The organism is Aquimarina algicola (assembly GCF_006443095.1).
Lineage (GTDB): Bacteria > Bacteroidota > Bacteroidia > Flavobacteriales > Flavobacteriaceae > Aquimarina > Aquimarina algicola.
Window position 1 is genome coordinate 260625 of the sequence record NZ_VFWZ01000006.1, and the last position, 26937, is coordinate 287561.

A 26937-nucleotide genomic window follows, 5' to 3' on the forward strand; every position below is an offset into this window, starting at 1 on the left:
ATCAATACTCTAGAGCGATATTAATCACTAAATTATAATATATATATTCTTCATTATTCAAACAAAAGTACATTGTACTTAAAATCATAAAATGGACTATATTTAGCCCATAATTATTTATGTGATGAATTATATCGATATTATACTTGGTATTCTACTCTTATGGGGATTAATTAAAGGGCTTAGCAAAGGTTTCTTTGCTTCATTAGCATCTTTGGTCGCTCTGGTAGTAGGTATTTATATTGCAGTACATTTTTCTCATATTGTTGGAGAATACCTAAAACAATATGTAGACTGGCAAGAAAACGCTCTAAAACTAGCAGCCTTTGCCTTAACTTTTATACTAGTTGTTATTGGGATATCTCTAGCAGGTAAGTTACTTACAAAAATTGCTGATTATGCTGCATTAGGCATCGTCAACAAAATTCTTGGAGGACTCTTTGGGTTGCTTAAAGTAGCTTTTATTGCCAGTGTTATTATAATTTTTATTGATGCAATTAATAGAAATATTACTATTATAAAAAAAGAAACTTTACAATCTTCTATACTTTATGGTCCGGTAAGCAAATTAGCTCCTATGGTTTTACCTAATATAATATTTCAAGAAGATACAGAAGATAACAAAACAGAAGTTTAATTTTTTTGTCCTATAATCTTACTTACATATTCCATACAAGAATCAAAATCATTAAAAACATGTTCTTCTGGGATAAGGTCAGGAATGATATCTATATTTTTAACCAAATAAAGTGGTTGTTTTTGGATCCCGATGATACACGCTTTAACTCCATTCTGTATTAGGTTTAAAATAATCTCTTCTAGAGCATACAAACCGGATTGATCTATATATGGCACTCTGTCCATTCTTAGAATTACATATTTAGCCGACGATGGAATCTGTTTTGATAATTGTTGTAACTCACTCGTAGACCCAAAAAATATTGGTCCATTAAAATGTTTTATAAATGTCTGTTCTCTGAGTTCTGCAGGAATTATTGTTTCTTCTTGGTCTGATTGTTCATCTGTATCATGATCTTCTGCGTCGTTTAAGGGTTCTATTTTTGAGTTTTCTGCTGTCACATCTCCCATTTTCTTCATAAAAATCAAACATGACAACAATAATCCTATTCCCACGGCATATACAAGGTTCCAAAATACAGATAAAACTAGTACTATAATCATGACAACAACCTCAATTTTTGGCATATGCGGTATCGCTTTTAACCCTCTATAATCCATAACACCTATACCCACTGTAATAAGGATCCCCGCTAATACTGCAGCTGGTATTTGAGAGGCTATAGGACCAAGGACCAATAATGTTAATAATAGCAGTATACCAGCTATCATTCCAGAAAGTTTTGTCTTTCCTCCTGCATTGATATTTACTACAGTACGTATTGTTGCTCCTGCCCCGGGAATACCTCCAAAAAGTGCAGCTATACTATTACCAATCCCTTGACCAACAAGTTCTTTGTTGGGTTTGTGTTTTGTCTTGGTCATATTATCTGCAACTATAGAGGTTAATAAAGAATCTATTGCTCCCAAAAATGCTAATGATAATGCTGTAAAAATGTAAGGCATTACTGCACCTATGCTAAATGTAGAAAACATAGAAAGATACAATTTAGGAAAACCACTAGGGATTTCTTCTATAGGCCTGTATTCTAATTTGAAACCATATGCTACCCCAGAGACGAGCACTAAGGCAACCAGTGTACTGGGTATTGCTGTGGTAATCTTCTTGAAACCATAAATAATCACTACTGTAATCAAACAAAGTGCTAATTCAAGGTAATTGATATTAGACAATGCGTTAGGAAGACTTTTGATTGCTCCTATAACTCCCGATGCTTCGTTTTTGGCTAGGCTTGTGGCCTCTAACTGTACTTGTTCACTAGAAATACCTTCAGCCTTCTTTATAGTTTCTTTAAAACTCTCCAAAACCAAAATACCTTCTTCGGCTTCTTCTTTAAGTATTTTTTCTAAAATAACTTCTTCGGCTTGAGGTATGAATGTTTTTACAAAGTCACTATCTTCTTTGGGGTAATACCCTAATGCCGGCAAAAATTGAGTGATTAGAATCATGACTCCGATAGCAGTCATAAATCCTGATACAACCGGATAGGGGATATATTTTATGTATTTACCAATGCCTATCAAGCCCAAACCTATCTGAATGATTCCGGCGAGTAAAAAAACGGTTAAAATAATAGGCATTGCCTTGGCAACATCGCCCTCATTTACTGCAATCAAACCAGAGATAACTAACATACTCACTGCGGTCATTGGAGCTGTTGGACCAGAAATTTGAGTATTCGTACCACCAAATAGTGCTGCAAAAAAACTAATAAAAATAGCTCCATATAATCCTGCGCTAGGGCCTAAGCCAGAAGATACACCAAAAGCTAAGGCTAGTGGAAGGGCTACAATACCTGCTGTTAATCCACCGAATAGATCTCCTTTAAGGTGAGCAAAAAATCCTTTCATTACAGTATAATTTTCTTTTTGTACAAACAATATTAGTAAAACTTTAATAAAGTTATTGAAATAAAAATAGGTATCTAAAAAAATAGTTTTAGATACCTATTGTATATTGACCATCTTATTGTTTGATTAATTTATATCATAAGTTTTCATGATATTTTTTACAATTACGATAACGATAATGTTTTTATGCTGATTTTGGTCTTAGTCTAAAAAACTGGATGTAACTGTCTGGATTTTCTACTTCTCCTCTTTCAGAAATTAGTTTGATATCAATATTTTTCATTTTTGCTTTTTCAGAAAAATCTTCTAAAATTTCAATAATATCATTATCCAAATATCTGGTTTTTCTAACATCCAAAGTCAGATACGTATGTTCCGGCAATTTATTAAGCTCTTTTAAAATAGCTCCTTTATTAAAAAAAGTTACCTCTTCTGCAAGAGTCATATTGATCCTATGTTTTCCATTACTTTTATCTTCAATATGAAGAAAGTGTGAATTCTGGTAACTTTTGATCAAAATCACAACAATACCCACTAAAAGTCCTAATCCAATACCATATAGCAGATCTATAAAAACTATTCCTAAAACAGTAACTGTAAAAGGTATAAATTGTTTCCATCCCAGATTGAACATTTTTACAAACAAAGAAGGCTTTGCCAATTTATATCCAACAATCAATAAAATAGAAGCCAAAACAGATAGTGGAATCTTATTCAAAAGCTTTGGAATGACAATTACTGAAATCAACAAGAAAAAACCATGAATTATAGCAGACATCTTACTTTTTCCTCCTGATTGAATATTTGCAGAACTTCGTACAATTACCTGAGTAATTGGTAACCCTCCAATCATACCAGAAATGATATTTCCCGTACCTTGAGCTAGTAATTCTCTGTTAGTTGGTGTAACATTTTTATCAGGGTCAAGTTTATCTGTTGCTTCTACACATAATAATGTTTCTAAACTTGCAACCAATGCTATTGTAAATGCTGTGACCCAAACTTTAGAATCAGTTATAGCAGCAAAATGTGGAAAACTAAACTGACCTAGAAAAGATTTCATATGTTCTACAAAAGAGAGTTCATCTTCGGGAACAGGGATATTAACTAAATGTTCTTGAGAGATTCCCAGTATCGGACTATTTTTTGTTACAACATAAAATAAAATCCCTATAACAACAGCGACTAATGGCCCTTGAATGATTTGAAATAATTTAGATTGCTTAACCAATACCCGATCCCAAAGTATTAGGATTGCTAAGCCCAATAACGCTATCAATGTAGCTCCTGGACTAATCGAATTGATTGTACTTATAATTTCGGTAAATGTATTCTGACCATCTACTTGAAAAAATGCAAAGTCACCTTCTGGATCTGCATCGTACCCAAAAAAATGAGGAATTTGTTTTAAAATAATAATAATTCCTATCCCAGTAAGCATACCTTTGATCACTGAGGAAGGAAAATAATATCCTATAATACCTGCTCTTAATACTCCAAAAACAATCTGTATAACACCACCTAATACTACCGCAACAAGAAAGTTCTCGTATCCTCCCAAAGTACCAATAGAACTGAGAACTATAGCAGCTAAGCCGGCTGCAGGACCACTTACCCCAATTTTTGAACCACTAAGAGCGCCTACAATGATACCTCCTATAATCCCGGCAATTAATCCTGAGAAAAGTGGAGCTCCACTGGCAAGTGCGATACCCAGACATAATGGTAACGCAACAAAAAATACTACAATACTGGCTGGTAGATCATTTTTTAAAATTTTTAAAATGTCCATAACTAAAATAATTATTGTTGATCTCTAATACATAGAAACAACAGAGTGAAAATTGATTTGAAAAACCTTCAAAAAAAGAACATCGATAACCCATTTTTCTGTTCTTATTTTGAGTAATGTGATAACGTGATAATTATGAATATTTCGGCGGTGGCGTATAGTTTTCCAGATAAATTAAAAGAGTATGAGTGTCGGATTTTGGAAAATATTCGTTTTCTAAATCTGTAATATTTGAAACCTTGTTATCAAAATGCTGTGAGATTTTATCTTTTTCTTTTGTATCTTCTTTTTCTGACTCATCTTTCTCGTGCTCTGCAGAATTTTCTGCCTCTTCAAATACTAAAGACATCGTATTATCGCTAAAGTAAAAGTCTATAAGTTCTACACCAAAATGACCTAAATTAAGCAAAAAGCCCAGTAGAATTAGAAGTTTAGCGATTTGAAGCTTTAGTTTCACTTTAACAATTTTTAAGACACTAAAATAATAGTATTGCTTTCAAAAACTGTTAAATCAGTCGTAAATTTATAGGTCTAATTACAGTTCTTTGATGTCTGATGCAGGTATCCAACCGATTTTACCATCTGCAAGTTTGATTTTTTTCCAATCATTTACAGTTTCTGTAACTTTTACTTTGGTACCTTCATGAAGCATAAATACTTCTTCACTGCGTAAATTTGGAGCACTTTTGATTTCAGTCTCTTTAGCAAATACTATGGCATATTGATTATTTACAACAAAATTATATTGTTTAAAAGCAAACAATATACTAAAAAGCCCGAATAGTAACAGTACCATAGAAATCACAAAAAAGAAACGTTTTTTTGATGACGCCTGAGCAGAATAATAAGTGATAAATAATACTACAAATAGCAAAACACACAATACAGAAATCCATGCCCAACGATCAAAACTAAACATATTAGTAAAGTTATTCATAATTCTAGATACGAAACCTTCTGGTATTTCATCAATCGCATCTATTGTAGCTTTTTGGGCAAAACCAAGATTGTTTTTTACATCTTCATCATTTGGTTTCAGCTCTAATGCTTTTTCAAAATAGAAGATACTAGGCCCTACATTATTAAGTTTATAATGAGCATTTCCTAAATTGTAATATAACGAAACAGATTCTTTGCCTTGATCTAAGATCGACATATACGAATCAATTGCTTCTTGATATTTTTCTTGATTATATAAGGCATTACCCCTTTGAAAAGCTTCGTCTTGAGAAAAACAAAATAATGTAGCTAAAAAAACAAATACTAAAACAATTTTTTTCATAATCTCTATACCTGTTTATCGATTTTAGCAATTACTTTAGATGCTTTATCATAATCTTGCTGCATTGCAGAGGTAGAAGATGGAGTATATCTGGCAAACTCACAACTCTCTAATAATGAAATAAACTCTGCAGCAACTAACTCATCTGCACCTCTCTCTTTTAATAAACCTCTTATATGCTCTTTACTCATATCACTGGTTTGGATATGTAATTTTGCCTTGAGATAATTATGTAACGCACGTTCCATAGCGATATAAAACTCTTTTTGATTACCAAGGTTTTTCTTAGCTTCAGAAAGATATTTTCGTGCTAATTTATCAGCTTTTCGTACTCTGTTTCCACTCACATCATTTAATCGCTCTTGTCTCTTTTTACCGAAGAAAAGAAATAAAGGTATTGCTAATAGTGGCACTGTAAGTGAAGCCCAATACAAAGCAGATTTAAAAAAATAAGTTCTCTGGATAGACTCAAAATTAGCATCAAGTTTTAAAAACCTAAATTGATTTTCGGTTTGAGTAACTTGTCTTTTATTTGTACTATTATCGTTTGAAGCAACAATACTAGATCCGCCATCAGGGCCTTTTTTGACATCAATAACAATCTCATCTGATGTAATTCTCTTATATGTTTGTGTTTTTAGATCAAAATATGAGAATGAAATTGCAGGTATTGGATATTTACCTTTGTATTGTGGTACCAAAGTATAGGTGTCTGAAATACTGCCTCCCATCCCGGTTAAATTTGTACGTACTCTTTCAGAATGTTGTGGTTCATATTGCTCTAAACCATTTGGAACCGTAAGTTTAGGCAAATCAAATAATTTTAAATTTCCATTACCTGAAACCGTTATTTTGGCATCTAGTGATTCTGTAGCATCCAGTTCTTTTTTATTGGTTTCTACCTTAAAACTAAAATCACCTACCGCTCCAGAAAAATCATCTGGTTTTCCTTGAGTAGGTAATGGTTTAACATTTATAGTTCTACTACCCGCAGCCACAGTTTTGTTTACAGTAGTATAGAGTCTACCTCCAAAAATATCTCTCCTATTACTAGGTACATCTACAGAAACAGAAAGACTCAGTGGTTCTATATTAAGTTTCCCTGTTTTTTGGGGATATAAAACCGTTTTTCTAAGAATTACATAGCGATAGGGTTCTCCGTTATACTGCCCATTTTCGACTTTTAATTGTTTCATGTCGATTGCCTGACTCCAAAAATCACTATATTTTGGACTATCCAGTTCTCTCCAGTTACTTACACTAATTCTTGGACTAACATATAGTTTGTAAACTACTGTAATGGCTTCATTCAAATATGGATTTCCTTTAGAAACTTCTGCAACCAGATGTAAATTTTCACTTGCTACAAAATCAGAATTATTACCGTCTTTTGGCTTATCAACTGCTCCTGTAACCACTACCTTAATCGGTAATGTCTTGTATACCTGACCATCGATTTCAATTTTTGCTTGTTTGATAGTGAAACTTCCTCTTGCAGTCGGTTCAAGAAAATAACTAAATGTTTTGGCATATGTTCTTTTACCATTGATCCATGAGTTACTAATGGATTGATTAGGTCCACCTACAACAGTAAATCCAGAAAAGGAGGGTGGAGTAAAATTGTCTCCATCCTTATTCATTTCAAAATCTACTCGTAATCTTTCATTTACACCAAGCTTTTTCTTACTTACTTTGGCCTCAAATTTTACCTGAGCCCATGTAATCTGCATTGTCGTGAAGAGCAGTGTTAGAAAAATTAGTTTTAGTTTCATTGTCATTCTTCTTTGGTCTTTTAAAAAATTAAGATTCTTTAAAAAACACTAATTTTATATTGTTTACCAGTCTTTTTCTGTTCGTGTTTTTCTTCCTTGAGCTTTTCTGGCATTTATTTTGTCCTGAACCTTTTTTTCTTGATTATTCATCGCTTCTAGAATACTTCTAACACGCTCGGGAGATAATTGTCCTTTAGCTCTTTGTGGTTCTTGATTTTGTGGTTGTCCTTCACCGTTTTTTCCCTGATCTTTTTGATCTTCTCCCTTATCGCCTTGATCATCTTTGGGTTTTCCTTCTTCGTCTTTTTTATCATCTCCTTCTCCTCCTTCATCTTTTTGGTCTTCTCCTTGATCTTTATCTTTCTGATCCCCGTCATCTCCTTTCTTATCCTTTTCATCCTCTCCTTCTTTATTATCTTTCTTGTCATCTTCTCCATCTTTTTTATCCTGATTCTGATCTTTGTTTTGATCTTTATCCTGATTTTGATCATCTTGATTCTGATCGTTCTGTTGCTGCTGTTGTTCCAACATTTTTTTAGCTAAGGCTAAATTATATCGGGTTTCATCATCTTTTGGATTATTTCTAAGTGCATTTTTATAAGCTTCTACTGCTTCTTTGTACTTTTTCTGCTCCATAAAGGTGTTCCCTTTATTATGAAAAGCTTTATGCTTTTTCATTTTATCTGTTGCTGTCTTCGCTGCTTCTGAATAACGTAAATTGGCTTCGTCATATTTTTTGGAACCATAATATGCATTTGCCAAATTATATTTTGCTGTAGGGTCAACAGGGTTTTTGGAGATTGCTTTTCTGTACTCTCCTTCTGCTTGCGGAAAATCTTCGTCTTGCACCAACATTTTATTCCCTGATGCAACAAATTGATTTGCCTCATTAATAATTTTTTCTCTGTCTTCTTCTTGCTGAGCAAAAACAGCTACAAACTGAAGACATAACAAAATGCTTACTATCTTTTTCATAATATACTACTGCTCATTAAACAAGTTCAACTTCTTTACCCAAGATGTTTTTCTTTCTAATAAGAAAATATCGAGAAACAACAGTAACAAACCAGCTGCCAAGAACCATTGAAACTGATCTTTAAAATCTGCAAATTGCTTGGCTTCAAATTCTTTTTTGTCCATGTTTTGCAAAATTTCGGTTACTTCATCTATTACTTTGCTTGTATTTCTACCCTCAATGTATGTGCCATTTGCTTCACTTGCAATTTCCTGCAAAGTTGTCGGGTTTAATTTGGTAATCACGGTAGTTCCCTGACTATTTTTCTTATAACTTTGCGTTACTCCATTTCTTTTTATAGGAATTGGTCCTCCTTTTTCTGAACCTACTCCTATTGTAAAGATCTTAATACCTTCTTTTGATGCTTCTTCTGCAATTTCTTTTATATTCCCTTCATGATCTTCGCCATCACTCACGATAAACAAGACTCTATTGGTTTGTTCTTCGTCATTATAATATGTTTTTGCTAGCTCTATAGCTTCATAAATCGCCGTTCCCTGAGAGGAAAGCATGTCTGTATTCATAGCTTGCAAAAACATTTTGCCGGAGGCGTAATCTGTTGTAATTGGCAACTGAGGAAATGCACTTGCTGCATAAGCGATAATACCAATACGGTCACTAGCAAGATTATTGATAATCTGAGTTACTAATTGTTTTGATTTTTCTAATCGATTTGGAGCAATATCCTCTGCCAACATACTCTTAGAAACATCAATTGCAAATACCACATCTACCCCTTCTCTTTTTACAGTTTCTAATTTTGTACCTACTTTGGGATTTACTAATGCAATGACAAAACATGATAATGCCAAACTTATGATAATAATTTTTAAGACAGACTTAAACACAGATTGATCCGGGCTTAGTTTTTTTAGCAAGGTAAGATCTGCAAACTTTTTTTGCGTGCTTTTTTTCCATAGCAAAACCCCTAAAAATAAAACTATGAGTACAGGAATACCCAATAACAGCCAGAAATATATTTTTTCTTCTAATAAGTACATTTTTTCCTTATGCTAAATCTATTCTTTTTTAAATTTCTCTTAGGGATCAAAATTTTAATCCCAGAAATACAAGTCTTTAAATAAAACTTCTAAATAATGTATATCGCAATAAAAATTCTATAAAGACAAGAAAACCTGCCAATAACACTAATGACCTGAATTTTTCTTGATAGTTATAAAATTTAAACTCTTCGATATCTGTTTTCTCTAATTTATCAATTTCCTGATAAATTTGTTCTAATTTTTTGTTATCTGTTGCTCTAAAATATTTACCCTTGGTGGCTTTTGCAATTTCTTTAAGTAATTTTTCATCAATTTCTACTTTTCCTCTTCCATATTGAAAAGATCCATCAGGTAAGATAGCAACAGGAGTTAGTGCCATTCCATTTGTACCAATACCAATCGTATAGGTTTTGATGCCATATTCTACAGCAAGTTCTGAAGCAATTTTAGGATCAATAAATCCAGCATTATTTGAACCATCTGTAAGTAGAATAATCACTTTACTTTTGGCCTTACTATCTTTAAGCCGGTTTACGGATGTAGCAAGCCCCATACCTATTGCAGTTCCATTTTCTAAAACATCGTCGTATTTTACATCTTTTAGACTGTTTAATACTATAGATTTATCACTTGTAATAGGGGTTTTGGTAAAGCTTTCACCAGCATACACCACTAATCCTATTCGATCATTGGGTCTTCCTTTTATAAACTCTGCTGCTACTTCTTTTAATGCTTCTAGCCTATTGGGTTTAAGATCTTTAGCCAACATACTTGCAGAAACATCTATAGACATCACAATATCTATCCCTCTTGTAGTTTTTGTTTTGGTAGAAACATCAACTGTTCTTGGTCTTGCCAAAGCTGTTATAATGAGAGATAATGCTATAAGTCGCAGTGCAAAAAGTATTGGTTTTATCTTAGTAATCCAACTTCCGGATGTTTTAAATCCTTTTATAGTAGAAATCTTCAAAGACGCCTGCTGTTTTTTTCTACTTAAAATATACCATGTGATCGCCAATGGCAGTAATAAAAACAACCAGAAAAACTGAGGATTTTCGAATGTAAAATTATCAAACATCGTCATTCAGCGTTTTTAAGTTCTACAGAATTAATAATTCGTTCTACCATATCTTTTGCATATCGATCTTGGGTATCATACACCACTGTTATTTGCTGAAATCCTCCATACCCCAACATCAGCATTACGTAATCGTATTTTTGTTCGTCTTTGGTCTTTGGTTTTTTTAATTTAAAGTTTCCAAAAACTTTTCTCCCTTCTACTCCATTTAGTGTTTCATACTCTTCACTCTTAACCGTAATATTTTTTGCACCTAATTCTTCAAAGTATGAAATGATATTATCTTCTTCTCGAGCTACTATTTTTGATATGGTTTCGTTTATATCTTTTTCTGGTAAATCAACTGTTTGTGATGATATTTTAATAAAAACGTTATCCGATAACGTTCCATATTCAAATGTATTTTCACTTTTGAAGATGCTATTCTTTTCTTCTTCGGTAAGTTTTACACTTTTTCTTATAAGAACCTTTGGTGTAGTAATCGTTATTGGCGGTGAACCATAGGCACTGGTAATCCATTCGGATTCTGCCAGTTTTTTTGTGGGATGACCAAATATATTATCTTTTAATACATCAAACCCATAAAACCAGCCTAGCCCGACCCATGTACCCACAAGAAGTAGAAAAACACCTACACTGCCCAAAATAATCTGCTTTCTTTTCTTTTTTCTCGCTTTTTGTTTTCGATATTCTTCATCTGCAAGCAACTCTTCTTCTGTTGGTTCAGGGATTGCTTCTTTTGTTTTATGAATGACTTGCTCTATAACATTGCGATCTGCTCTTGCCGTAATTTTATCAGGTTTAGACTTTGCAAATTTTGCCATATCTGCAGTCTTCAGAACTTTCTTAAGCTCTTCTACAGTTGCTATATCAAGATTGAGTGATCCCGAACGTATTTCTTCATCTAATTTTGCGATGAGTTCGTCTGTTGTACTTTCCATCGCATGATCATAGATTTCTTCGTCTATATATTGACGAGCAGTATCACTCAACTGAGAATAGTATTCTTTATGTGAATCTTTTTCGAGTAAGTGAGATTCATCTATTTTTTGAAGTGCTAAAATAGCTCGCTCATAAGGCGGGAGCTTATTCTTTCTGGCATCAATTTTCTTTTTTCTTCTTAACAACAAGAATACTATTGCTCCTATGACAAGGAGTACTAAGAAAATAATTCCTACAATGAGTATTATTTTTTTCCAATTAAAAGTAGTTTTAGGATCGACATCAACCAAAGGTTTTATCGCAAACATTTTTTGTTTGGTAGTATCAACCAGAACATCCCGAACTTCAACCTTAATAGAATCTGTAAAAAATACTTGATCTCCTACCATAACCTTTTGTCTGGGTATTGTATATGATCCTGAGTCAAATTGCGTTAATGCATATTCTTTAATCAGTTGTATCTTTTTACCGTTTCTTGATGTATCGATTTTTCTCGAATCAATCATTTCTAATGGCATAAATGTTTGTCCTTCGGGAAAAACTACCATTTGAGTTGAATCTGATTCTACCTGCATTTTATAGCGGATTTCTTCTCCGATTTTGATATCTGTAGAATCCACAGTTGCAGAAACCTGAGCAGAGCTTGTTATGCTCCAAAAAGAAAGTAAAGCCCATAAAAATAATGATTGGGGCTTCAGAAAAATTGAAATATATTTTAATTCTTGTTTATAATCTTTCATTTGCGATATTGTGCTATCCTCTACGTTTAAAATAGCCTAATAATTTTTTTACATAGCTTTCGTCTATTCTACTGCTTAAAGAGCCTGCCCCACTTCGGGTAAAACTATCTGCAAAATAGTTTACTCTTTCTTTATAATATGCACTATAATTTTTTCTGGTTTTTTTAGAACTTGTATTAACTAATAAAAGTTCTCCTGTTTCTTCATCTTCCATTTGAACCAATCCTAGATTAGGAATCTCTTCTTCTCGTCGATCATACACTCTAATACCGGTTACATCGTGCTTACCACTTACGATCTTAAGTGTACGTTGATAATCATCTGCTATAAAATCTGAAAGAATAAAAACGATAGCTTTCTTTTTCATAACATTTGATAGAAACTTTAAAGCTTCTGTAATATTGGTATTCTTACTTTTTGGTTCAAACTCGAGTAATTCTCTTATGATTCTAAGCACATGAGATCTTCCTTTTTTGGGCGGAATAAAGAGTTCTATCTCATCAGTAAATAAAATCAAACCAATTTTATCGTTATTTTGAGTGGCAGAGAATGCAAGAGTAGCGGCGATTTCTGTAATAATACTCTTTTTGAATGCGCCTTGAGTACCAAAAAGCTGTGAACCTGAAACGTCTACCATTAGCATCATAGTGAGTTCTCGTTCTTCTTCAAAAACCTTTATATAAGGCTCGTTATATCTCGCTGTTACATTCCAGTCTATGTTACGTACATCATCTCCAAATTGATACTGTCTTACTTCACTAAAAGTCATACCTCTACCTTTGAAGGTCGAATGATATTCACCTCCAAAAATATGATCGCTCAGGCGTCTGGTCTTGATTTCTATTTTTCGGACTTTTTTAAGTAACTCTTTGGTATCCATTATATTGATTTACGATTTATGATCGAGTCATTCCTGATTTTTATAAAAAATCATCATTTCAAAATCTAAAATCTTATGGTACTTCGACCTCATTAACAATTTTATTAATAATATCTTCAGAAGTTACATTTTCAGCTTCAGCTTCGTATGTAATACCAATACGATGGCGCAATACATCATGAATTACCGCTCTTACATCTTCAGGAATTACGTATCCTCTTCTTTTTATAAATGCATAGCATTTTGATGCTGTCGCAAGATTGATACTTCCACGAGGAGAAGCCCCAAAGCTAATCAATGGTTTGATTTCTTCTAAACCATATTTTTCTGGATATCGTGTTGCAAAAATAATGTCAAGAATATATTTTTCGATTTTCTCATCCATATAGACTTCTTTTACGGCTTCTTGCGCTCTCAAAATTTGTTCTACAGAAACCACAGGATTCACTTTTTCAAAAGATCCTTTTAAATTAGCTCTTATGATGAGTTGTTCTTCGTCTAACTTTGGATAATCGATAACGGTTTTAAGCATAAAACGGTCAACTTGAGCTTCGGGCAAAGGATATGTTCCTTCTTGCTCTACCGGGTTTTGAGTTGCCATTACCAAAAAGGGTTTATCCAAAATAAAGGTTTCGTCACCAATCGTTACCTGCTTTTCTTGCATTGCTTCTAGCAAAGCACTCTGTACTTTAGCCGGAGCACGGTTGATCTCATCTGCAAGCACAAAATTGGCAAAAATAGGTCCTTTTTTTATTGAGAAATCATTTTCCTTAATATTAAAAATCAATGTTCCGATAACATCAGCAGGTAATAAATCAGGTGTAAACTGTATACGGCTAAAACTACCATGAACTGCCTTAGACAATGTATTAATAGCTAAGGTTTTTGCTAATCCGGGAACCCCTTCTAGTAAAATGTGCCCTCTACCTAATAATCCTATAAGCAAACGCTCTACCATATGTTTCTGACCTACAATTACCTTATTCATTTCTAAAGTCAGTAGATCTACAAAAGCAGATTCTTTCTCTATTTTCTGATTAATTACAGCAATATCAATAGAACTGTTATCTTCCATTTATTTAATTTTTTAAGGCGTGAATTTAATATTCCTTGTTCAACATTGCAAATTGTTGAAATATTTTTCGCTTTCTTGTTAATGCTTGGTTAAATGTCTATCTGCAAAAGATGTTTAAGCACAAATTTTAGAGTATCTTTAATCCTTTTTACAAAAAAAGACATAACAATACACATCATAACAAAATGATGAGTATTTCTAAAGACGTAACACCCTATTGGATGTTGCAATTCTAAAAAAATTAATAGCAGCAAAATCATTAAGTAAATACTATTATTTACAGGATTTCTTAAAATCAAAAATAGCGTTATGAAAACAGCATTGATCACAGGAGCAACTAGTGGAATTGGAAAAGCCACGGCTATAGAATTAGCCAAACATAATATTAACCTCATTTTGTGCGGAAGGAGAAAAAACCGTCTGGACACATTACAACAAGAACTTAGTAAACAGGTTAATGTACATACACTTAGTTTTGATGTTCGAGACAAAGCCGCTGTTCTTTCTGAAATCAATAGCCTTCCTAAAGCTTTTGAAAACATTGATATTTTGATTAACAATGCAGGAAACGCTCATGGACTTGACCCCATCCAAACAGGAAACTTAGATGATTGGGATGCTATGATCGATATTAATGTAAAAGGATTACTCTATGTTTCTAAAGCAGTAATCCCTAAAATGATTGCAAATACATCAGGGCATATTATCAACATAGGCTCTATTGCCGGAAAAGAAGTGTATCCTAACGGAAATGTATATTGCGCAAGCAAACATGCTGTTGATGCTATTAACAAAGGGATGCAAATCGACTTAAATAAACATGGTATAAGAGTTGGAGCTATTCATCCAGGTTTGGTAGAAACAGAGTTTAGTAATGTAAGATTTAAAGGAGATGATCAAAAAGCAGATCATGTATACAAAGGTTTTGCTCCCTTAACCCCCGATGATATTGCAGATATTATTGCGTTTGTAGTAACCAGACCCTATCATGTTAATATTGCAGACCTTGTGGTTTTTCCTACCGCACAAGCGAATAGCACTATTGTAAACAAGAATCTATAAGAAAAGAACCTCGGAACAAGCTCACGAAGCATTCGAAGGGAACTAACTTTTGATTTCGAGGCAAGCCTTGGAGCATTTAAATCTCGATTATCGAATAAAGTTTATAATTTCTTTAATCCAAATGTATTGTAGAGACAATAAAAATACCTAAGTTTATAGTTGGGAAAAGTTTGAATTGCAATTTGTTAAAGGAATGATTAACAAACGCCTCCTTATTAAAAACCTACTGGCACATAATGACGAAAATAGTTTTTATGATAAGAAGCGTAAACTTAATATTGGAGAAAAAGAAGGAAAAGCAAAATTTTTAAAACATATCTGTGCACTTGCAAATTCTAACCCCAAAAACAACTCTTACATTGTAATCGGCGTAGAAGATGAAGAAAATAAGGTTATTGGTGTTGACTTTTTTGATGATAGTAAAATACAGAATTTAGTAAATGCCTATCTGTCAAATCCGCCTATAGTTTCATATGAAAATATTCCTTTTCCTCATTTACCCTCTGACAAAGTTGTAGGACTCGTAACGATTCGTCCAGAAGACGGAAAATTATGTTCTCTCAGAAAAAACATATGGAAATACTATGGAGGATCTGTTTTCTTTAGAGAAGGAAGCATCAGTATGCCAAAAGTGTTTGATATCGAAATCAAAGATGTAAATTCAGAACTGGTAAGCGCTATAGAGAGTCATGCTCAAAACAACATCGAGTTAACCCTTGACGGAGTCTTTCACTTTATGAGTTCCCGAAAAGATTATAACCCCAATTATAAAGTGTTTAAAGAATATTTTGTGGTATGTTGGGCAGCAAAAGAAAAACGCCAGAATGGAGAAACATACTATTCTAGAGTTGATATTGAATTAATTAATGAGCATGTCAAATTATTTTATTCTGAGCTAGACGAAGTGAGTATTACCATAACAGAAGAACATTTTAAAATCGTAGAATATGTACAACTAGGATTACATGACACATATACATACTATCCCCTAGAAGAAGTTGTAATTACTTTTAAAGACAATGCGAGTTATGATATAGAAAGCAAACTCCTTTTTCAACCTCCGCAATTTGACCGAAAAACATTATTTCATCTATACAACAGTAATAATGCAATTATAGATAAACTAAAAAATAAAATTCCTTTATCCAAAAACGACAAAAAAGACATTATCAACCTTCCTGCAACGTATTTGATTTGCTATTTTAATGACTTTAGCGAAGCAAAGGAAAAACTAGAAGAAGCTAAACCTTACCTCAAAGCGTACGATAGTAATGTATATTTACTATATAAAGAAAGTATTCGGATACTCAGAAAAGTTAGATATAGTTAAATCAAACAAGCAATAAACAATCAAAAAAAACAATGAGCAGAACATTAGTTATAGGAGATATACACGGGGCATTAAAAGCAGTACAGCAAATATTTGAAAAGGCAAAAGTAACTACAGATGACACCCTTATTTTTTTGGGAGATTATGTAGATGGTTGGAGTAATAGTGCCGAGTTAATCTCGTTTTTAATTCAGCTCAAAACATCTCATAAATGTATTTTCATACGAGGAAATCATGATGAATTATGTTATCATTGGTTAATATCAAAAACACATAATCCCGAATGGATACAACATGGCGGGCAGGCAACTATAGATTCTTATAGCGCATTATCACAACAACAGATCAATGATCATATTGTTTTTTTTGAGGATCTTACAAATTACCACATAGATGATGAGAACCGTTTGTTTCTTCATGCAGGGTTTACAAATTTACATGGGCCGCATAGAGAATATTTTAGTAAGTTATTATATTGGGATAGAACCCTTTGGGAAACTGCACTGGCAATAGATCCAAAACTGGAAAAAACAGCATTGCAGTACCCAAAACGACTATTACTTTTTAAGGAAATCTACATTGGCCATACGCCTGTAAGCAGAATTAATAAAACAACACCTGTACAAGCTACTTGTGTGTGGAATATGGATACCGGAGCTGCTTTTAAAGGTCCTCTAACCATAATGGACATTGACACAAAAGAGTTTTGGCAAAGTGATCCTGCATATTCTTTATATCCTAATGAGAAAGGTAGAAATTAAAGGTATGTCATTTGTTCTTAAGTTTAGAAAAAGTATTTTTCATTAGTTATTTTATCAATTCATTATATATTCTTTGAGGATATGACCCAAAAAACATCTCACTATGTCCCCCTTTAGGAATTTCTATGACATTGACATTCTTATTCTTCAAAAAATCTTTTTCGTTTTGCAACAATCCCCCGGTTTGCTCATCATCTTTTGCATATACATAAACAACATTAGAAAGAGTATTAACAGTTATTGTATTCGTAAATCGTTCGCTCACAATAGACCCAGCTATTGATGAAACAGAGGGGCATCTTTTAAGTACTTCTAACAATGCTGAATCTGTTGCAGGAATAGGAGTTGTTCCATTTCTAAAAATATAGGGCTTACAATTTGAATAATTTTCTGCCACTACCATCTGCATATCAAGCCTTGACGCCATTATAAGAAACTTGTCTGCAGTTGTATTACCCTTCTCTGCCAGATATTTAGTCAATATAAAGCCTCCAAAAGAATGTCCAGTTACAAAAACAACTTTACCTTGAGCCTTAAAATGCTTAATTACTCTATCTAGAATCTCTACAGACACTTTGTTCTCCAAATCTGACTGTGCTTTGGTTAATTTCTCCTCTTTACAAAGTCCACTATTAAGCGTTAATGATTGATGTACATAAACTCGATAATCATCTTTAAACAAAGTAGAAAATCCAAACTCATCTCCATCGGCAGAAGGCTCAAATGTATCACTCACAAACTCATCACTCGGTCCACCTTCTTCATAAATAATTACTCTTTTGGCATTTGGATTTCCTTTAGCTTCAAACAACTTATTAATATCCATAGGAATCTTTGTTATAGCCTCACTAATATCATTACTTTCTGATGATACAGCCACCATATCATTATCATCACTAGAACATGCATAAAATAAAGCTACTGTAATCAAAATAAAAGTTAATCTTATAGTTGTGTTAGATTTCATAATGTTATCCTATTTGTTTTTTTGATTTAAAAAATTCATTTACACTAAAACAATGAAATCAGAAAACACCCTAAAAAATTATTTTAAAAAATGATAAGAATGAAAAGCTTATTAAAGATTTGATTAAACTCAAATTAATTTTTGTGCTATTATTCTATTTTGTAGTTTTAAAAACAATAACATTAAAATTGATGTACCTATGGGAATCTTTGACGAAATCAAAAAAAAACTTAGTCATGAGTTTATAGATATTATAGAGTGGCTAGACTATACAGAAGATACGATAGCACATAGATTTGAGAGGTATCAAAACGAAATCAAGAATGGAGCAAAACTTATTGTCAGAGAAGGCCAAATGGCTGTTTTTATCAATGAGGGACAACTTGCAGATGTCTTTACTCCTGGAACATACACACTAAACACTAAGAATTTACCCATATTAGCCACCTTAAAAGGTTGGAAATACGGTTTCAATAGTCCTTTTAAAGCCGAAGTATATTTTGTAAACACTCATTTATTTACCGATGAAAAATGGGGGACCAAAAATCCCGTTACACTAAACGATGATCGTTTTGGTCTAGTAGAAATTCGTGCTTTTGGAACATATGCCTTCAAAATTAATGACCCTGGTAAATTTATCAAAGACATTGTTGGCACAGACGCCAATTTTACAAATTTTGAAATTAACGAACATCTAAAAAGTCTTATTTCTACTCGATTTACAGATACTATTGGAGAAGCAAACCTACCAATAGAATTATATGCTGCAAATACTACTGAATTATCAGAAACCTGTCTAGAGGTGATGCAACCAGAATTTAATTCTGTAGGGATATCATTAGAGAAATTCTTTATTGAAAATGTATCAATGCCTGAAGAATTAAAAAAAGAAATATTTGAATACAGTAGAATAGACAAACTTGACCTAGACAAACTTACCAAATTCAAAGCGGCAAAAGCAATTGAAGCTGCTGCAGCAAATGAAGGAGGTACCGCCGGAGCAGGCATGGGTATGGGTATGGGTTTTGCTCTAGCACAACAAATGGGAGGCATGATGAATCCAACAGCCAATACTACACAACAAGTACAACAGCAACAAAACGCATCTATTGCTCCGCCACCTATTCCCGTGCAAATTCAATACTATTACGCAAATAATGGACAACAAGCTGGTCCTGTATCATTTGATCAGTTAAAAATGCTATTTGCAAATCGAACTATCAATAAAAATTCCTTAATTTGGAAACAAGGAATGACAACCTGGCTTGAGCTTAAAGATATAGAAGAACTCAAGTCTTTTCTTGGAGGAAACACTCCACCACCACTACCAAATGTTTAATTCATTATTTTCTAAGAAATAAATAATAACATTTCAACTTTACAGATAAAGTACGATCGCAGTAATAACTTCCTATGAGGGAACAAAAGAAAGCAGTTTCAGAACAGAAAAAATCCTGTGTGAATTGTGGTGCAGAGTTAAAATATAAGCCCGGTACTACAAATATCACATGTGAATATTGCGGTCATCAAGAAACAATTATACAAGATAAAAATGGTTTTAAAGAGCTTGAATTAAAACCTTATTTACAAGAGATGGGCGCCCAATCTCATTCTGAAAAGATTATGATGCTACATTGTAAAAACTGTGGCGCAAATCAACATGTAGAAGAGAATTATAAATCTTTACATTGCGTATATTGTACAATGCCCCTTATTATCGAAGACGCTTATAAAGAAGATTGGATACTACCGGGAGCTCTTATACCTTTTCAATTTGATCAAAAAAAATCACATCAAATCTTTTCAAAGTGGGTCAAAGGGCTTTGGTTTGCACCCAATAATTTAAAAAAAGCAGCTTTGGACCCTCAATACACCAAAGGCTTGTATCTACCCTACTGGACTTTTGATGCTCAACTATATGCCAATTATAGAGGGCAAAGAGGAGATTATTACTATGTAAGCGTACCATACACTACAACCGTAAACGGAAAAACAGTACGAAGAACTCGGCAAGAGCGCAGAACACGATGGACATCTGTAAGCGGTCACATACAAGGATTCGTAGATGATACTTTAATAAAAGCTTCTCGTCAACAAGAAAATCCAATACCAAAAAAAATATCAAATTGGAATCTAAAAGCTCTGGAATCTTTTAACACTAGTTTTTTAGCTGGTTTTGTAACCGAAAAATATACAATTCCGTTAAAAGAAGGACATTTAGCTTCTACAAAAGAAGCAGAGCAAATTGCTACTAACTGGGCAAGGAGAGATATCGGTGGAGACAGGCAAAGAGTTCATGATTTGCAAATGAGCCTAAGTGACGAAACTTTTAAACATATTTTATTACCTGTATATATAAGTTCATATCGTTACAGTGGCAAAAAATATAACTTCTTTATCAATGGTCAAACTGGAAAAATATCAGGAGGCAGGCCTTATTCTTTTTGGAAAATATTCTTTACCGTACTATTAATTATCTGTATAATTATAGTGATCTATTTACTATTAGATTCATAAAAACGATTGACTATTTAGTATAAAGTCACCTATAAATTAATTGCAATAAAGCATTAATCTTTTTATTGAATACTAAAGCTTAAAATTTCATAAACCGTTTGATTCATACCCAGACATAATCCTTCTTGTACTATAAAAAATAGTTCTTGATTATCATCATGCTTCTGTTGAAGAGTCTCGAAGTCTTTGAAGTGTCCTTTCAAAAAACCAAATGTAATTTCTTGTCCTGAGGCAATCTGACTTACGATTCCGGAACCAGAACCGCGTATGCTTTCTACTTTTATTGTTGCCGTTTCCGCATACGGTTTACCACAAATTGCTTTATTTTTGGAAGTTCCTAACACCAATCCGGTTAAATGAACCGTTCCGGGTGCGATACGTGTACTCTCGTCAATTCTATTAAATTGTGACAGCTCTGTCTTTTCTTTACTCGTGTTAGATTTTTCTTTTTCTTGAGCTATACTATTTGATTTACAAGAGAAAAAAATCACAATTAATAAGACAGATATAATTTTATTCATGTTTCAAAAATAAAAAAAGGGAGTTGATATCAACTCCCTTTTTTTTGAAAATATTAATTCTTAGCTAATTTAAAGACTCCTGATACATCACCAGAAATTTTTACATAGTAAAATCCTGAAGGTAAGTTTGAGGCATCCCAAACAAGACCATTGCTCATACTTACATCAGCATCTGTTCTTACTAAGTTACCTGTACTATTAAAAATATTAACAGTTACCTTACCATTTGATTTTGATAAATCATCACCAAAATTAAATACAAATTGTCCTCTAGATGGATTTGGATATACAGAGGCTCCTTTTATNCCATTGCTCATACTTACATCAGCATCTGTTCTTACTAAGTTACCTGTACTATTAAAAATATTAACAGTTACCTTACCATTTGATTTTGATAAATCATCACCAAAATTAAATACAAATTGTCCTCTAGATGGATTTGGATATACAGAGGCTCCTTTTATCGCATCTAGTGTCGCTAATTCTTGGTTCTCTGTATTATTATCTAAACCGATAATATCTCCAAAAATTCGGAATGTTTGATCTATTGGATTTGGCAAACCAAGAAATTGAGAACCTGAAGACCAATCAGTCAAACCTTCACCAAAAACATTTGCAGCATCTCTAAACTGTGTTTCCTCTCCTATAACATTATCTTGTGAAGCCCAAAACCATCGATTACCACCAGGGTTGAAAGCTAGGTTTACATAGATAGAAATCCAGTAGTTACCGCTTTCCAAAGTTAATACTTCTGGAAGTTGAATATCAAGATTAGGGTTATTTGGTTCAGAGATTGGTTCAATCTCTCCACTGTCATACACTTCATCTCCAGGTAATCCACCATTATTTTCAAAGATCTTTATGGTAACATTGGTAAAAGCTGGTGTACCTGCTTGTCCACCAAAAGCTAATATCCTATTAATGTTCCATGTATTACCTTCTGGTATAGTAAAATCATCGGCAGATTGAGCTAAAGCTGAAAAGTCTAAGAAATTTTGAGATGTTATACTACCTGCTTCTCTATTATTCTGTTCATAAATAGATGCTTCTCTTACTTCAACTTTAAAACCTTCAGAAACTTGCTCTTCTCCAGAAGTAGCAATTAAACCTATAGAAGCTGATCCTATAAGGTCTCTGGTATAGGATAATTTTAAAGAATCCCCCTCTATAGTTGCTGATACTAATTGTGAATTGTCATTTATGATTTCTATATCAATTGGTCGTCCTTCTGACTGCACAAAAACATCACTTATTCTAATTTTTGTGTCTTCGCTATTTTCGTCAACTCTAATATCATTCAATTCAACCGCAACGCTTAGTGTTGGTTCTGGTAGTGGAGAAAATATTGGGAAACGAGCACTGAACATCCCATTACCATGTGCTGCTACTGCAATAAATCCATCTTTTCTAGTAGCTACTTCATCTGTAACAGAATTACCAATTGCAAATTGTTCTTTAACCCATACAGTTCTTTCACCATTTAATCGATTTGTATAGTAAAGACCCGTACTGGTAGCTGCATATATCTTTTGTAATCTAGATCCAAAAGTTCCATGACTTCCTCCTAAAAACGCTGTACTTCTTACTGAAGGACCATTCCCTGAACCATCTGCATTTTCTTCTAAGTTACCACTTATATTGGTCCAGGTTTCTCCAGCATCTTCTGTTATAAATACACTAGGGATTCCATAATTAGAAAAAGTGATGATCACTCGATCTGAATTAGAAGGATCAACATTGATATCGTTGATGAATCCTGTAGGCAATCCTTTTCCGGTTGTAATATCTACAGCCTCTTGATTGTCTAAATTAGCATTATCCATTCTAAATGCAACACCATTATTGGTTCCATAGTACAACCTGTTCGCCACAGGGAACTTAGAAATATCTACTGCGCTTATCGTTGATCCGGCAGGAGCTTCTGATGTAACTAGATTTGTCCAATTAACAGAAGTGTTACTATTAGAAAATAATGGAATTTCATCCAAATTACTATTTCTCCATACAGTATTGCCAACAGGCATATACATTACATTATCATTGATTGGATCCAAAACAAATGGATTCACAAAGAAAAAACCAGTTGCTCCTGCAGGTGCTACTCTAGTAAAAGAAACTCTATTTCCTTCTTCATCAAAATTAAGACGACGAACACCTCCATTTTGAGAAGACACATAATGTGTTCTTCCATTATCAGCAATAGCGTTATACGCACCATCAGCTCCTAATTCTTCTTGCCAGGCATCTGTAGGATTTGTTGAATTTGTAAACCATGAACCGTTATCTTGAAATCCTGCTAACAAATCATCTGTATTAGGCTCAGGATCAAAAGCTACATGTCTTGGCTGTGTTGTTATATATCCATTATTTAAAGAAGTCCAGGTTACTTGTTCTGCCTGATCATTCACAACAGTGATATCTTCTGTCATTGATACTCCTCCATCATGTCCTGCAACTGCTCTGTTCGGGTTAGACGGATAAAACACTAAAGCATGTTGATCAGCATGTTGATTCGTATAAGAAGCGCTGGTACCAACAGTATTCAATAAAAAGTCAACATTTCCAGGTCCATTTCCACCAATCCAAGATTCTACTCCGGCAGGAGTTGTAAATCCGGTAGTTGATCGATACAAACATGTACCTCCGATAAATACAATATTAGATTGTGTAGGATGCACCTTCATTACCATATTATATCCTCCTTGAAGGTTTAAATCTCCAATTCCGAAATTTCTATCAATAACAAATGGCAGATTAGCAGTAAGATTTACCCAGGTTTCCTCAGGTGTCTCTGCTGCTGCATTATATTTAAACAATACTGCCTCATTACTAGGACTACGATCTAATGTAAAGAAGTATACTTCATCTTCATTTGATGGATTAATCCCTACTTTGGTTCTCCCATAATTTGCAATAAAATTAGGTGGGGTAATATTAGTCCAGGTTTCCCCATCTGTAGAAGTTAAAAAACCTGCATTTGGAACACCATCAGATTCTATCGTAGCATAAAGCCTTCCTGTAGTAGTGATACTTATTTCTACAAAATTATCAAAACCAGATTCTAATACTTCCTCAAAAGAGTTCCCTCCATCCTGTGATCTGAAAAGCCCGTTAAATGTAGCCACATATAGATCACCATTGATAGGATTAATAGCAAGTGAGTTGATAAGATCAAAACCAGAATCAAAAGCTCCTATGTTTTGATTAGCTGTGGCACGTAATTGTTCCCATGTACGTCCACCATCTTGTGATTTATACACACCATTTCCTTGATAGAAAGATCCTCCCGTACCTGCAGAATTTCCTGATCGTTCTCCAGAAGCATAATACCATGTAAAACCTTTACCTGGTCTAGGGTCTTGTACAATCGCAGTAATACTTGGATTCTGAAAAGGCCTGGTTACCTTTCTCCACGTTTTACCACTGTTCTCAGATCTCCATAAACCCCCTGATACTCCTCCTGCAAGAAGCACATTCTCATTAGTACGGTCAATCGCCAAAGCTCTTGTTCTACCACCAACATTTCCAGGACCTCTGCTTGTCCAGTACGAAAAACGTTTTGCATTTGAAGATTTTGATACACTTTTTAATGATCGTTTTGAATCATTTCCTACTGCAATCTTACTGGAAAAACTAAGTTCTCGTTCTCTAATCCCATCAGGTATTTTTCCTGTATTAGGATTTCGTAATCTCATAAACTCGTATGCTGCCCTTTGTACAGCATCATCCGTTTGATGTCTTAATTTAACTTTTGAATCTACTGACCCTGTCTTACTATCAAACATTTGCTGGTTCTTGAAAACCTGATGCTTACTGCTTGATGTTGTAGTCTTACTAGTCTTTTGAATTACAGTTCCTCTTTGGACTGGTTGTTGGGCATTGGTGAAAGTAATAGCTCCCAACATAGCTACTCCCCAAACCATAGGCCTGGGACAGAATAATAATCTTTTCATTTTTTAAGCTGATTCGTGAATAGTTGCCAAATATAACTTAATTTTTATAATTTATTTCTTAAAATTTAAGATCATTTAGTATCTCTTCACATATTTTTATGAATTGTTTTTAAGTGCTTATATGATTTCAAGATTATTTATTATTATAATATTTCACTTTAGATGTCAACTTATTTCGGTACAATACAAATAAAAAAAGGGAGTTGACATCAACTCCCTTTTTTTGAAAATATTAATTCTTAGCTAATTTAAAGACTCCTGATACATCACCAGAAATTTTTACATAGTAAAATCCTGAAGGTAAGTTTGAGGCATCCCAAACAAGACCATTGCTCATACTTACATCAGCATCTGTTCTTACTAAGTTACCTGTACTATTAAAAATATTAACAGTTACCTTACCATTTGATTTTGATAAATCATCACCAAAATTAAATACAAATTGTCCTCTAGATGGATTTGGATATACAGAGGCTCCTTTTATTGCATCTAGCGTAACTAGTTCTCGATTTTCTACACTACTACCCAAACTAATAATATCACCAAAAATTTGGAATTTATGATCTATTGGATCTTCTATAAAAAACTGAGAGTTTGGAATCCAATCGGTAACACCCAACCCAAAGAAATTTACGGTGTCTCTAAAACGTGTTTCTTCTCCCACAACATTTTCTTGTGAGGACCAAAACCATAAGGTACCGTTAGGTCTAAAAGCCAAATTCGCATAGACAGATATCCAATAGCTACCACTTTCCAAAGTCAATACTTCTGGAAACTCGATATCTAGGTTAGCGTCTCCAGGGTTAGATACAGGTGCAATTACCCCACTGTCATACACCTCTTCTCCTGGCAGCCCAGCATTATCTTCAAAGATTTTTACGGTGACACTCGTAAAAGAAGGTGATCCTAACGAGATACCAAAAGCTAATATTCTATTGATATTCCATGTATTACCTGCTGGTATAGTAAAATCATCGGCAGATTGGACTAAACCTGGAAAATCCAGCAAGTTTTGAGACAATTTTATTGATGTTTGTGCATTATCCTGTACATAAATAGGTGTTTCTAACACTTCAACCGTAAAACCTTCAGAAACTTGCTCTTCTCCAGAAGTAGCAATTAAACCTATAGAAGCTGATCCTATAAGGTCTCTGGCATAGGATAATTTTAAAGAATCCCCCTCTATAGTTGCTGATACTAATTCAGGATTATCATTCACTACCTCTATTTCGATTGGTCGTCCTTCTGAGTGTACAAACAAACCGTCAATATCAAATTTTGTGTCCTCACTATTTTCATTTACTTCAAAATTATCTAATCCAAACGCAACACTTAATGTTGGTTCTGGTAGTGGAGAAAATATTGGGAAACGAGCACTGAACATCCCATTACCATGTGCTGCTACTGCAATAAATCCATCTTTTCTAGTAGCTACTTCGTCTGTAACAGAATTACCAATTGCAAATTGTTCTTTAACCCATACAGTTCTTTCGCCATTTAGTCGATTTGTATAGTAAAGACCCGTACTAGTAGCTGCATATATCTTTTGTAATCTAGATCCAAAAGTTCCATGACTTCCTCCTAAAAACGCTGTACTTCTTACTGAAGGACCATTCCCTGAACCATCTGCATTTTCTTCTAAGTTACCACTTATATTGGTCCAGGTTTCTCCAGCATCTTCTGTTATAAATACACTAGGGATTCCATAATTAGAAAAAGTGATGATCACTCGATCTGAATTAGAAGGATCAACATT

21 protein-coding genes are annotated in these 26937 nt (G+C 33.7%); 6 read left to right on the forward strand and 15 right to left on the reverse strand.

Annotated features, from left to right (window positions below; all coding sequences use genetic code 11):
• The first annotated feature begins 124 nt into the window (after positions 1 to 124).
• Entirely contained in the window at positions 125 to 637 is a 513-nt protein-coding gene (locus FHK87_RS19030; protein ID WP_140595363.1) for a CvpA family protein, read from the forward strand.
• On the opposite strand, the gene FHK87_RS19035 is transcribed toward FHK87_RS19030, so the two are convergent.
• The 11 genes from FHK87_RS19035 to FHK87_RS19085 form a co-directional block, all read right to left on the reverse strand.
• Positions 634 to 2490: a SulP family inorganic anion transporter gene (locus FHK87_RS19035; protein WP_140595364.1), complete on the reverse strand. Its 1857-nt coding sequence runs from the start codon at positions 2488 to 2490 to the stop codon at positions 634 to 636. The two genes, FHK87_RS19030 and FHK87_RS19035, sit on opposite strands and share 4 nt — an antisense overlap.
• 184 nt (positions 2491 to 2674) lie before the next feature.
• Complete coding sequence (locus tag FHK87_RS19040) at positions 2675 to 4276, reverse strand: SulP family inorganic anion transporter (RefSeq protein WP_140595389.1); 1602 nt, start codon at positions 4274 to 4276, stop codon at positions 2675 to 2677.
• Between the two features lie 139 nt (positions 4277 to 4415).
• Positions 4416 to 4739, reverse strand: coding sequence for a hypothetical protein (locus tag FHK87_RS19045; RefSeq protein WP_140595365.1), 324 nt, complete (start codon positions 4737 to 4739; stop codon positions 4416 to 4418).
• A 78-nt stretch (positions 4740 to 4817) separates the two neighbouring features.
• Positions 4818 to 5564 (reverse strand): tetratricopeptide repeat protein, encoded by a 747-nt coding sequence (locus FHK87_RS19050; protein WP_140595366.1) that lies wholly within the window; start codon positions 5562 to 5564, stop codon positions 4818 to 4820.
• A gap of 5 nt (positions 5565 to 5569) precedes the next feature.
• Complete coding sequence (locus FHK87_RS19055) at positions 5570 to 7336, reverse strand: BatD family protein (protein WP_140595367.1); 1767 nt, start codon at positions 7334 to 7336, stop codon at positions 5570 to 5572.
• A gap of 63 nt (positions 7337 to 7399) precedes the next feature.
• On the reverse strand, positions 7400 to 8311 hold the full coding sequence (locus FHK87_RS19060; protein ID WP_140595368.1) for a tetratricopeptide repeat protein: 912 nt from the start codon (positions 8309 to 8311) through the stop codon (positions 7400 to 7402).
• Between the two features lie 6 nt (positions 8312 to 8317).
• Entirely contained in the window at positions 8318 to 9352 is a 1035-nt protein-coding gene (locus FHK87_RS19065) for a vWA domain-containing protein (protein WP_140595369.1), read from the reverse strand.
• A gap of 76 nt (positions 9353 to 9428) precedes the next feature.
• Complete coding sequence (locus FHK87_RS19070) at positions 9429 to 10433, reverse strand: vWA domain-containing protein (protein ID WP_140595370.1); 1005 nt, start codon at positions 10431 to 10433, stop codon at positions 9429 to 9431.
• 2 nt (positions 10434 to 10435) lie between these two features.
• The gene (locus tag FHK87_RS19075) at positions 10436 to 12115 is read right to left on the reverse strand and encodes a BatD family protein (RefSeq protein ID WP_140595371.1); all 1680 of its coding nucleotides are present in this window, start codon (positions 12113 to 12115) and stop codon (positions 10436 to 10438) included.
• 13 nt (positions 12116 to 12128) lie between these two features.
• On the reverse strand, positions 12129 to 12995 hold the full coding sequence (locus FHK87_RS19080; protein WP_140595372.1) for a DUF58 domain-containing protein: 867 nt from the start codon (positions 12993 to 12995) through the stop codon (positions 12129 to 12131).
• 73 nt (positions 12996 to 13068) lie between these two features.
• On the reverse strand, positions 13069 to 14070 hold the full coding sequence (locus FHK87_RS19085; RefSeq protein WP_140595373.1) for an AAA family ATPase: 1002 nt from the start codon (positions 14068 to 14070) through the stop codon (positions 13069 to 13071).
• Positions 14071 to 14379: 309 nt separating this feature from the next.
• Here FHK87_RS19085 and FHK87_RS19090 point away from each other — a divergent pair, with 309 nt between their 5' ends.
• The 3 genes from FHK87_RS19090 to FHK87_RS19100 all read left to right on the forward strand — a co-directional run bounded on the left by FHK87_RS19090 (position 14380) and on the right by FHK87_RS19100 (position 17223).
• The gene (locus FHK87_RS19090) at positions 14380 to 15132 is read left to right on the forward strand and encodes an SDR family NAD(P)-dependent oxidoreductase (protein ID WP_140595374.1); all 753 of its coding nucleotides are present in this window, start codon (positions 14380 to 14382) and stop codon (positions 15130 to 15132) included.
• A gap of 193 nt (positions 15133 to 15325) precedes the next feature.
• A complete protein-coding gene (locus FHK87_RS19095; protein ID WP_140595375.1) occupies positions 15326 to 16462 on the forward strand; it encodes an ATP-binding protein in 1137 nt (378 codons plus the stop codon).
• Positions 16463 to 16494: 32 nt separating this feature from the next.
• Complete coding sequence (locus tag FHK87_RS19100; protein ID WP_140595376.1) at positions 16495 to 17223, forward strand: metallophosphoesterase family protein; 729 nt, start codon at positions 16495 to 16497, stop codon at positions 17221 to 17223.
• A 46-nt stretch (positions 17224 to 17269) separates the two neighbouring features.
• Here FHK87_RS19100 and FHK87_RS19105 read toward each other — a convergent pair whose 3' ends face one another.
• The gene (locus FHK87_RS19105; protein ID WP_140595377.1) at positions 17270 to 18190 is read right to left on the reverse strand and encodes an alpha/beta hydrolase; all 921 of its coding nucleotides are present in this window, start codon (positions 18188 to 18190) and stop codon (positions 17270 to 17272) included.
• Positions 18191 to 18389: 199 nt separating this feature from the next.
• Here FHK87_RS19105 and FHK87_RS19110 point away from each other — a divergent pair, with 199 nt between their 5' ends.
• Both FHK87_RS19110 and FHK87_RS19115 read left to right on the forward strand, forming a co-directional pair.
• The gene (locus FHK87_RS19110) at positions 18390 to 19529 is read left to right on the forward strand and encodes an SPFH domain-containing protein (RefSeq protein ID WP_140595378.1); all 1140 of its coding nucleotides are present in this window, start codon (positions 18390 to 18392) and stop codon (positions 19527 to 19529) included.
• Positions 19530 to 19603: 74 nt separating this feature from the next.
• Positions 19604 to 20707: a DNA helicase PriA gene (locus FHK87_RS19115; RefSeq protein ID WP_140595379.1), complete on the forward strand. Its 1104-nt coding sequence runs from the start codon at positions 19604 to 19606 to the stop codon at positions 20705 to 20707.
• Positions 20708 to 20769: 62 nt separating this feature from the next.
• On the opposite strand, the gene FHK87_RS19120 is transcribed toward FHK87_RS19115, so the two are convergent.
• The 3 genes from FHK87_RS19120 to FHK87_RS19130 form a co-directional block, all read right to left on the reverse strand.
• On the reverse strand, positions 20770 to 21228 hold the full coding sequence (locus FHK87_RS19120; protein WP_140595380.1) for a hypothetical protein: 459 nt from the start codon (positions 21226 to 21228) through the stop codon (positions 20770 to 20772).
• A gap of 53 nt (positions 21229 to 21281) precedes the next feature.
• Positions 21282 to 25181: a T9SS type A sorting domain-containing protein gene (locus FHK87_RS19125; protein ID WP_140595381.1), complete on the reverse strand. Its 3900-nt coding sequence runs from the start codon at positions 25179 to 25181 to the stop codon at positions 21282 to 21284.
• Positions 25182 to 25413: 232 nt separating this feature from the next.
• Positions 25414 to 26937, reverse strand: a 1524-nt coding sequence (locus FHK87_RS19130) for a T9SS type A sorting domain-containing protein (protein WP_140595382.1), incomplete at its 5' end; no start/stop codon positions are given.

What these genes read in the sequence shown, in the direction of transcription:
- FHK87_RS19050 (WP_140595366.1), bottom strand. Translation starts at nt 5,564, where the DNA reads ATGAAAAAAATTGTTTTAGTATTTGTTTTTTTAGCTACATTATTTTGT.
- FHK87_RS19095 (WP_140595375.1), top strand. Translation starts at nt 15,326, where the DNA reads ATGATTAACAAACGCCTCCTTATTAAAAACCTACTGGCACATAATGAC.
- FHK87_RS19105 (WP_140595377.1), bottom strand. Translation starts at nt 18,190, where the DNA reads ATGAAATCTAACACAACTATAAGATTAACTTTTATTTTGATTACAGTA.
- FHK87_RS19070 (WP_140595370.1), bottom strand. Translation starts at nt 10,433, where the DNA reads ATGTTTGATAATTTTACATTCGAAAATCCTCAGTTTTTCTGGTTGTTT.
- FHK87_RS19080 (WP_140595372.1), bottom strand. Translation starts at nt 12,995, where the DNA reads ATGGATACCAAAGAGTTACTTAAAAAAGTCCGAAAAATAGAAATCAAG.
- FHK87_RS19065 (WP_140595369.1), bottom strand. Translation starts at nt 9,352, where the DNA reads ATGTACTTATTAGAAGAAAAAATATATTTCTGGCTGTTATTGGGTATT.
- FHK87_RS19110 (WP_140595378.1), top strand. Translation starts at nt 18,390, where the DNA reads ATGGGAATCTTTGACGAAATCAAAAAAAAACTTAGTCATGAGTTTATA.
- FHK87_RS19120 (WP_140595380.1), bottom strand. Translation starts at nt 21,228, where the DNA reads ATGAATAAAATTATATCTGTCTTATTAATTGTGATTTTTTTCTCTTGT.
- FHK87_RS19030 (WP_140595363.1), top strand. Translation starts at nt 125, where the DNA reads ATGAATTATATCGATATTATACTTGGTATTCTACTCTTATGGGGATTA.
- FHK87_RS19100 (WP_140595376.1), top strand. Translation starts at nt 16,495, where the DNA reads ATGAGCAGAACATTAGTTATAGGAGATATACACGGGGCATTAAAAGCA.
- FHK87_RS19060 (WP_140595368.1), bottom strand. Translation starts at nt 8,311, where the DNA reads ATGAAAAAGATAGTAAGCATTTTGTTATGTCTTCAGTTTGTAGCTGTT.
- FHK87_RS19055 (WP_140595367.1), bottom strand. Translation starts at nt 7,336, where the DNA reads ATGAAACTAAAACTAATTTTTCTAACACTGCTCTTCACGACAATGCAG.
- FHK87_RS19075 (WP_140595371.1), bottom strand. Translation starts at nt 12,115, where the DNA reads ATGAAAGATTATAAACAAGAATTAAAATATATTTCAATTTTTCTGAAG.
- FHK87_RS19035 (WP_140595364.1), bottom strand. Translation starts at nt 2,490, where the DNA reads ATGAAAGGATTTTTTGCTCACCTTAAAGGAGATCTATTCGGTGGATTA.
- FHK87_RS19115 (WP_140595379.1), top strand. Translation starts at nt 19,604, where the DNA reads ATGAGGGAACAAAAGAAAGCAGTTTCAGAACAGAAAAAATCCTGTGTG.
- FHK87_RS19085 (WP_140595373.1), bottom strand. Translation starts at nt 14,070, where the DNA reads ATGGAAGATAACAGTTCTATTGATATTGCTGTAATTAATCAGAAAATA.
- FHK87_RS19090 (WP_140595374.1), top strand. Translation starts at nt 14,380, where the DNA reads ATGAAAACAGCATTGATCACAGGAGCAACTAGTGGAATTGGAAAAGCC.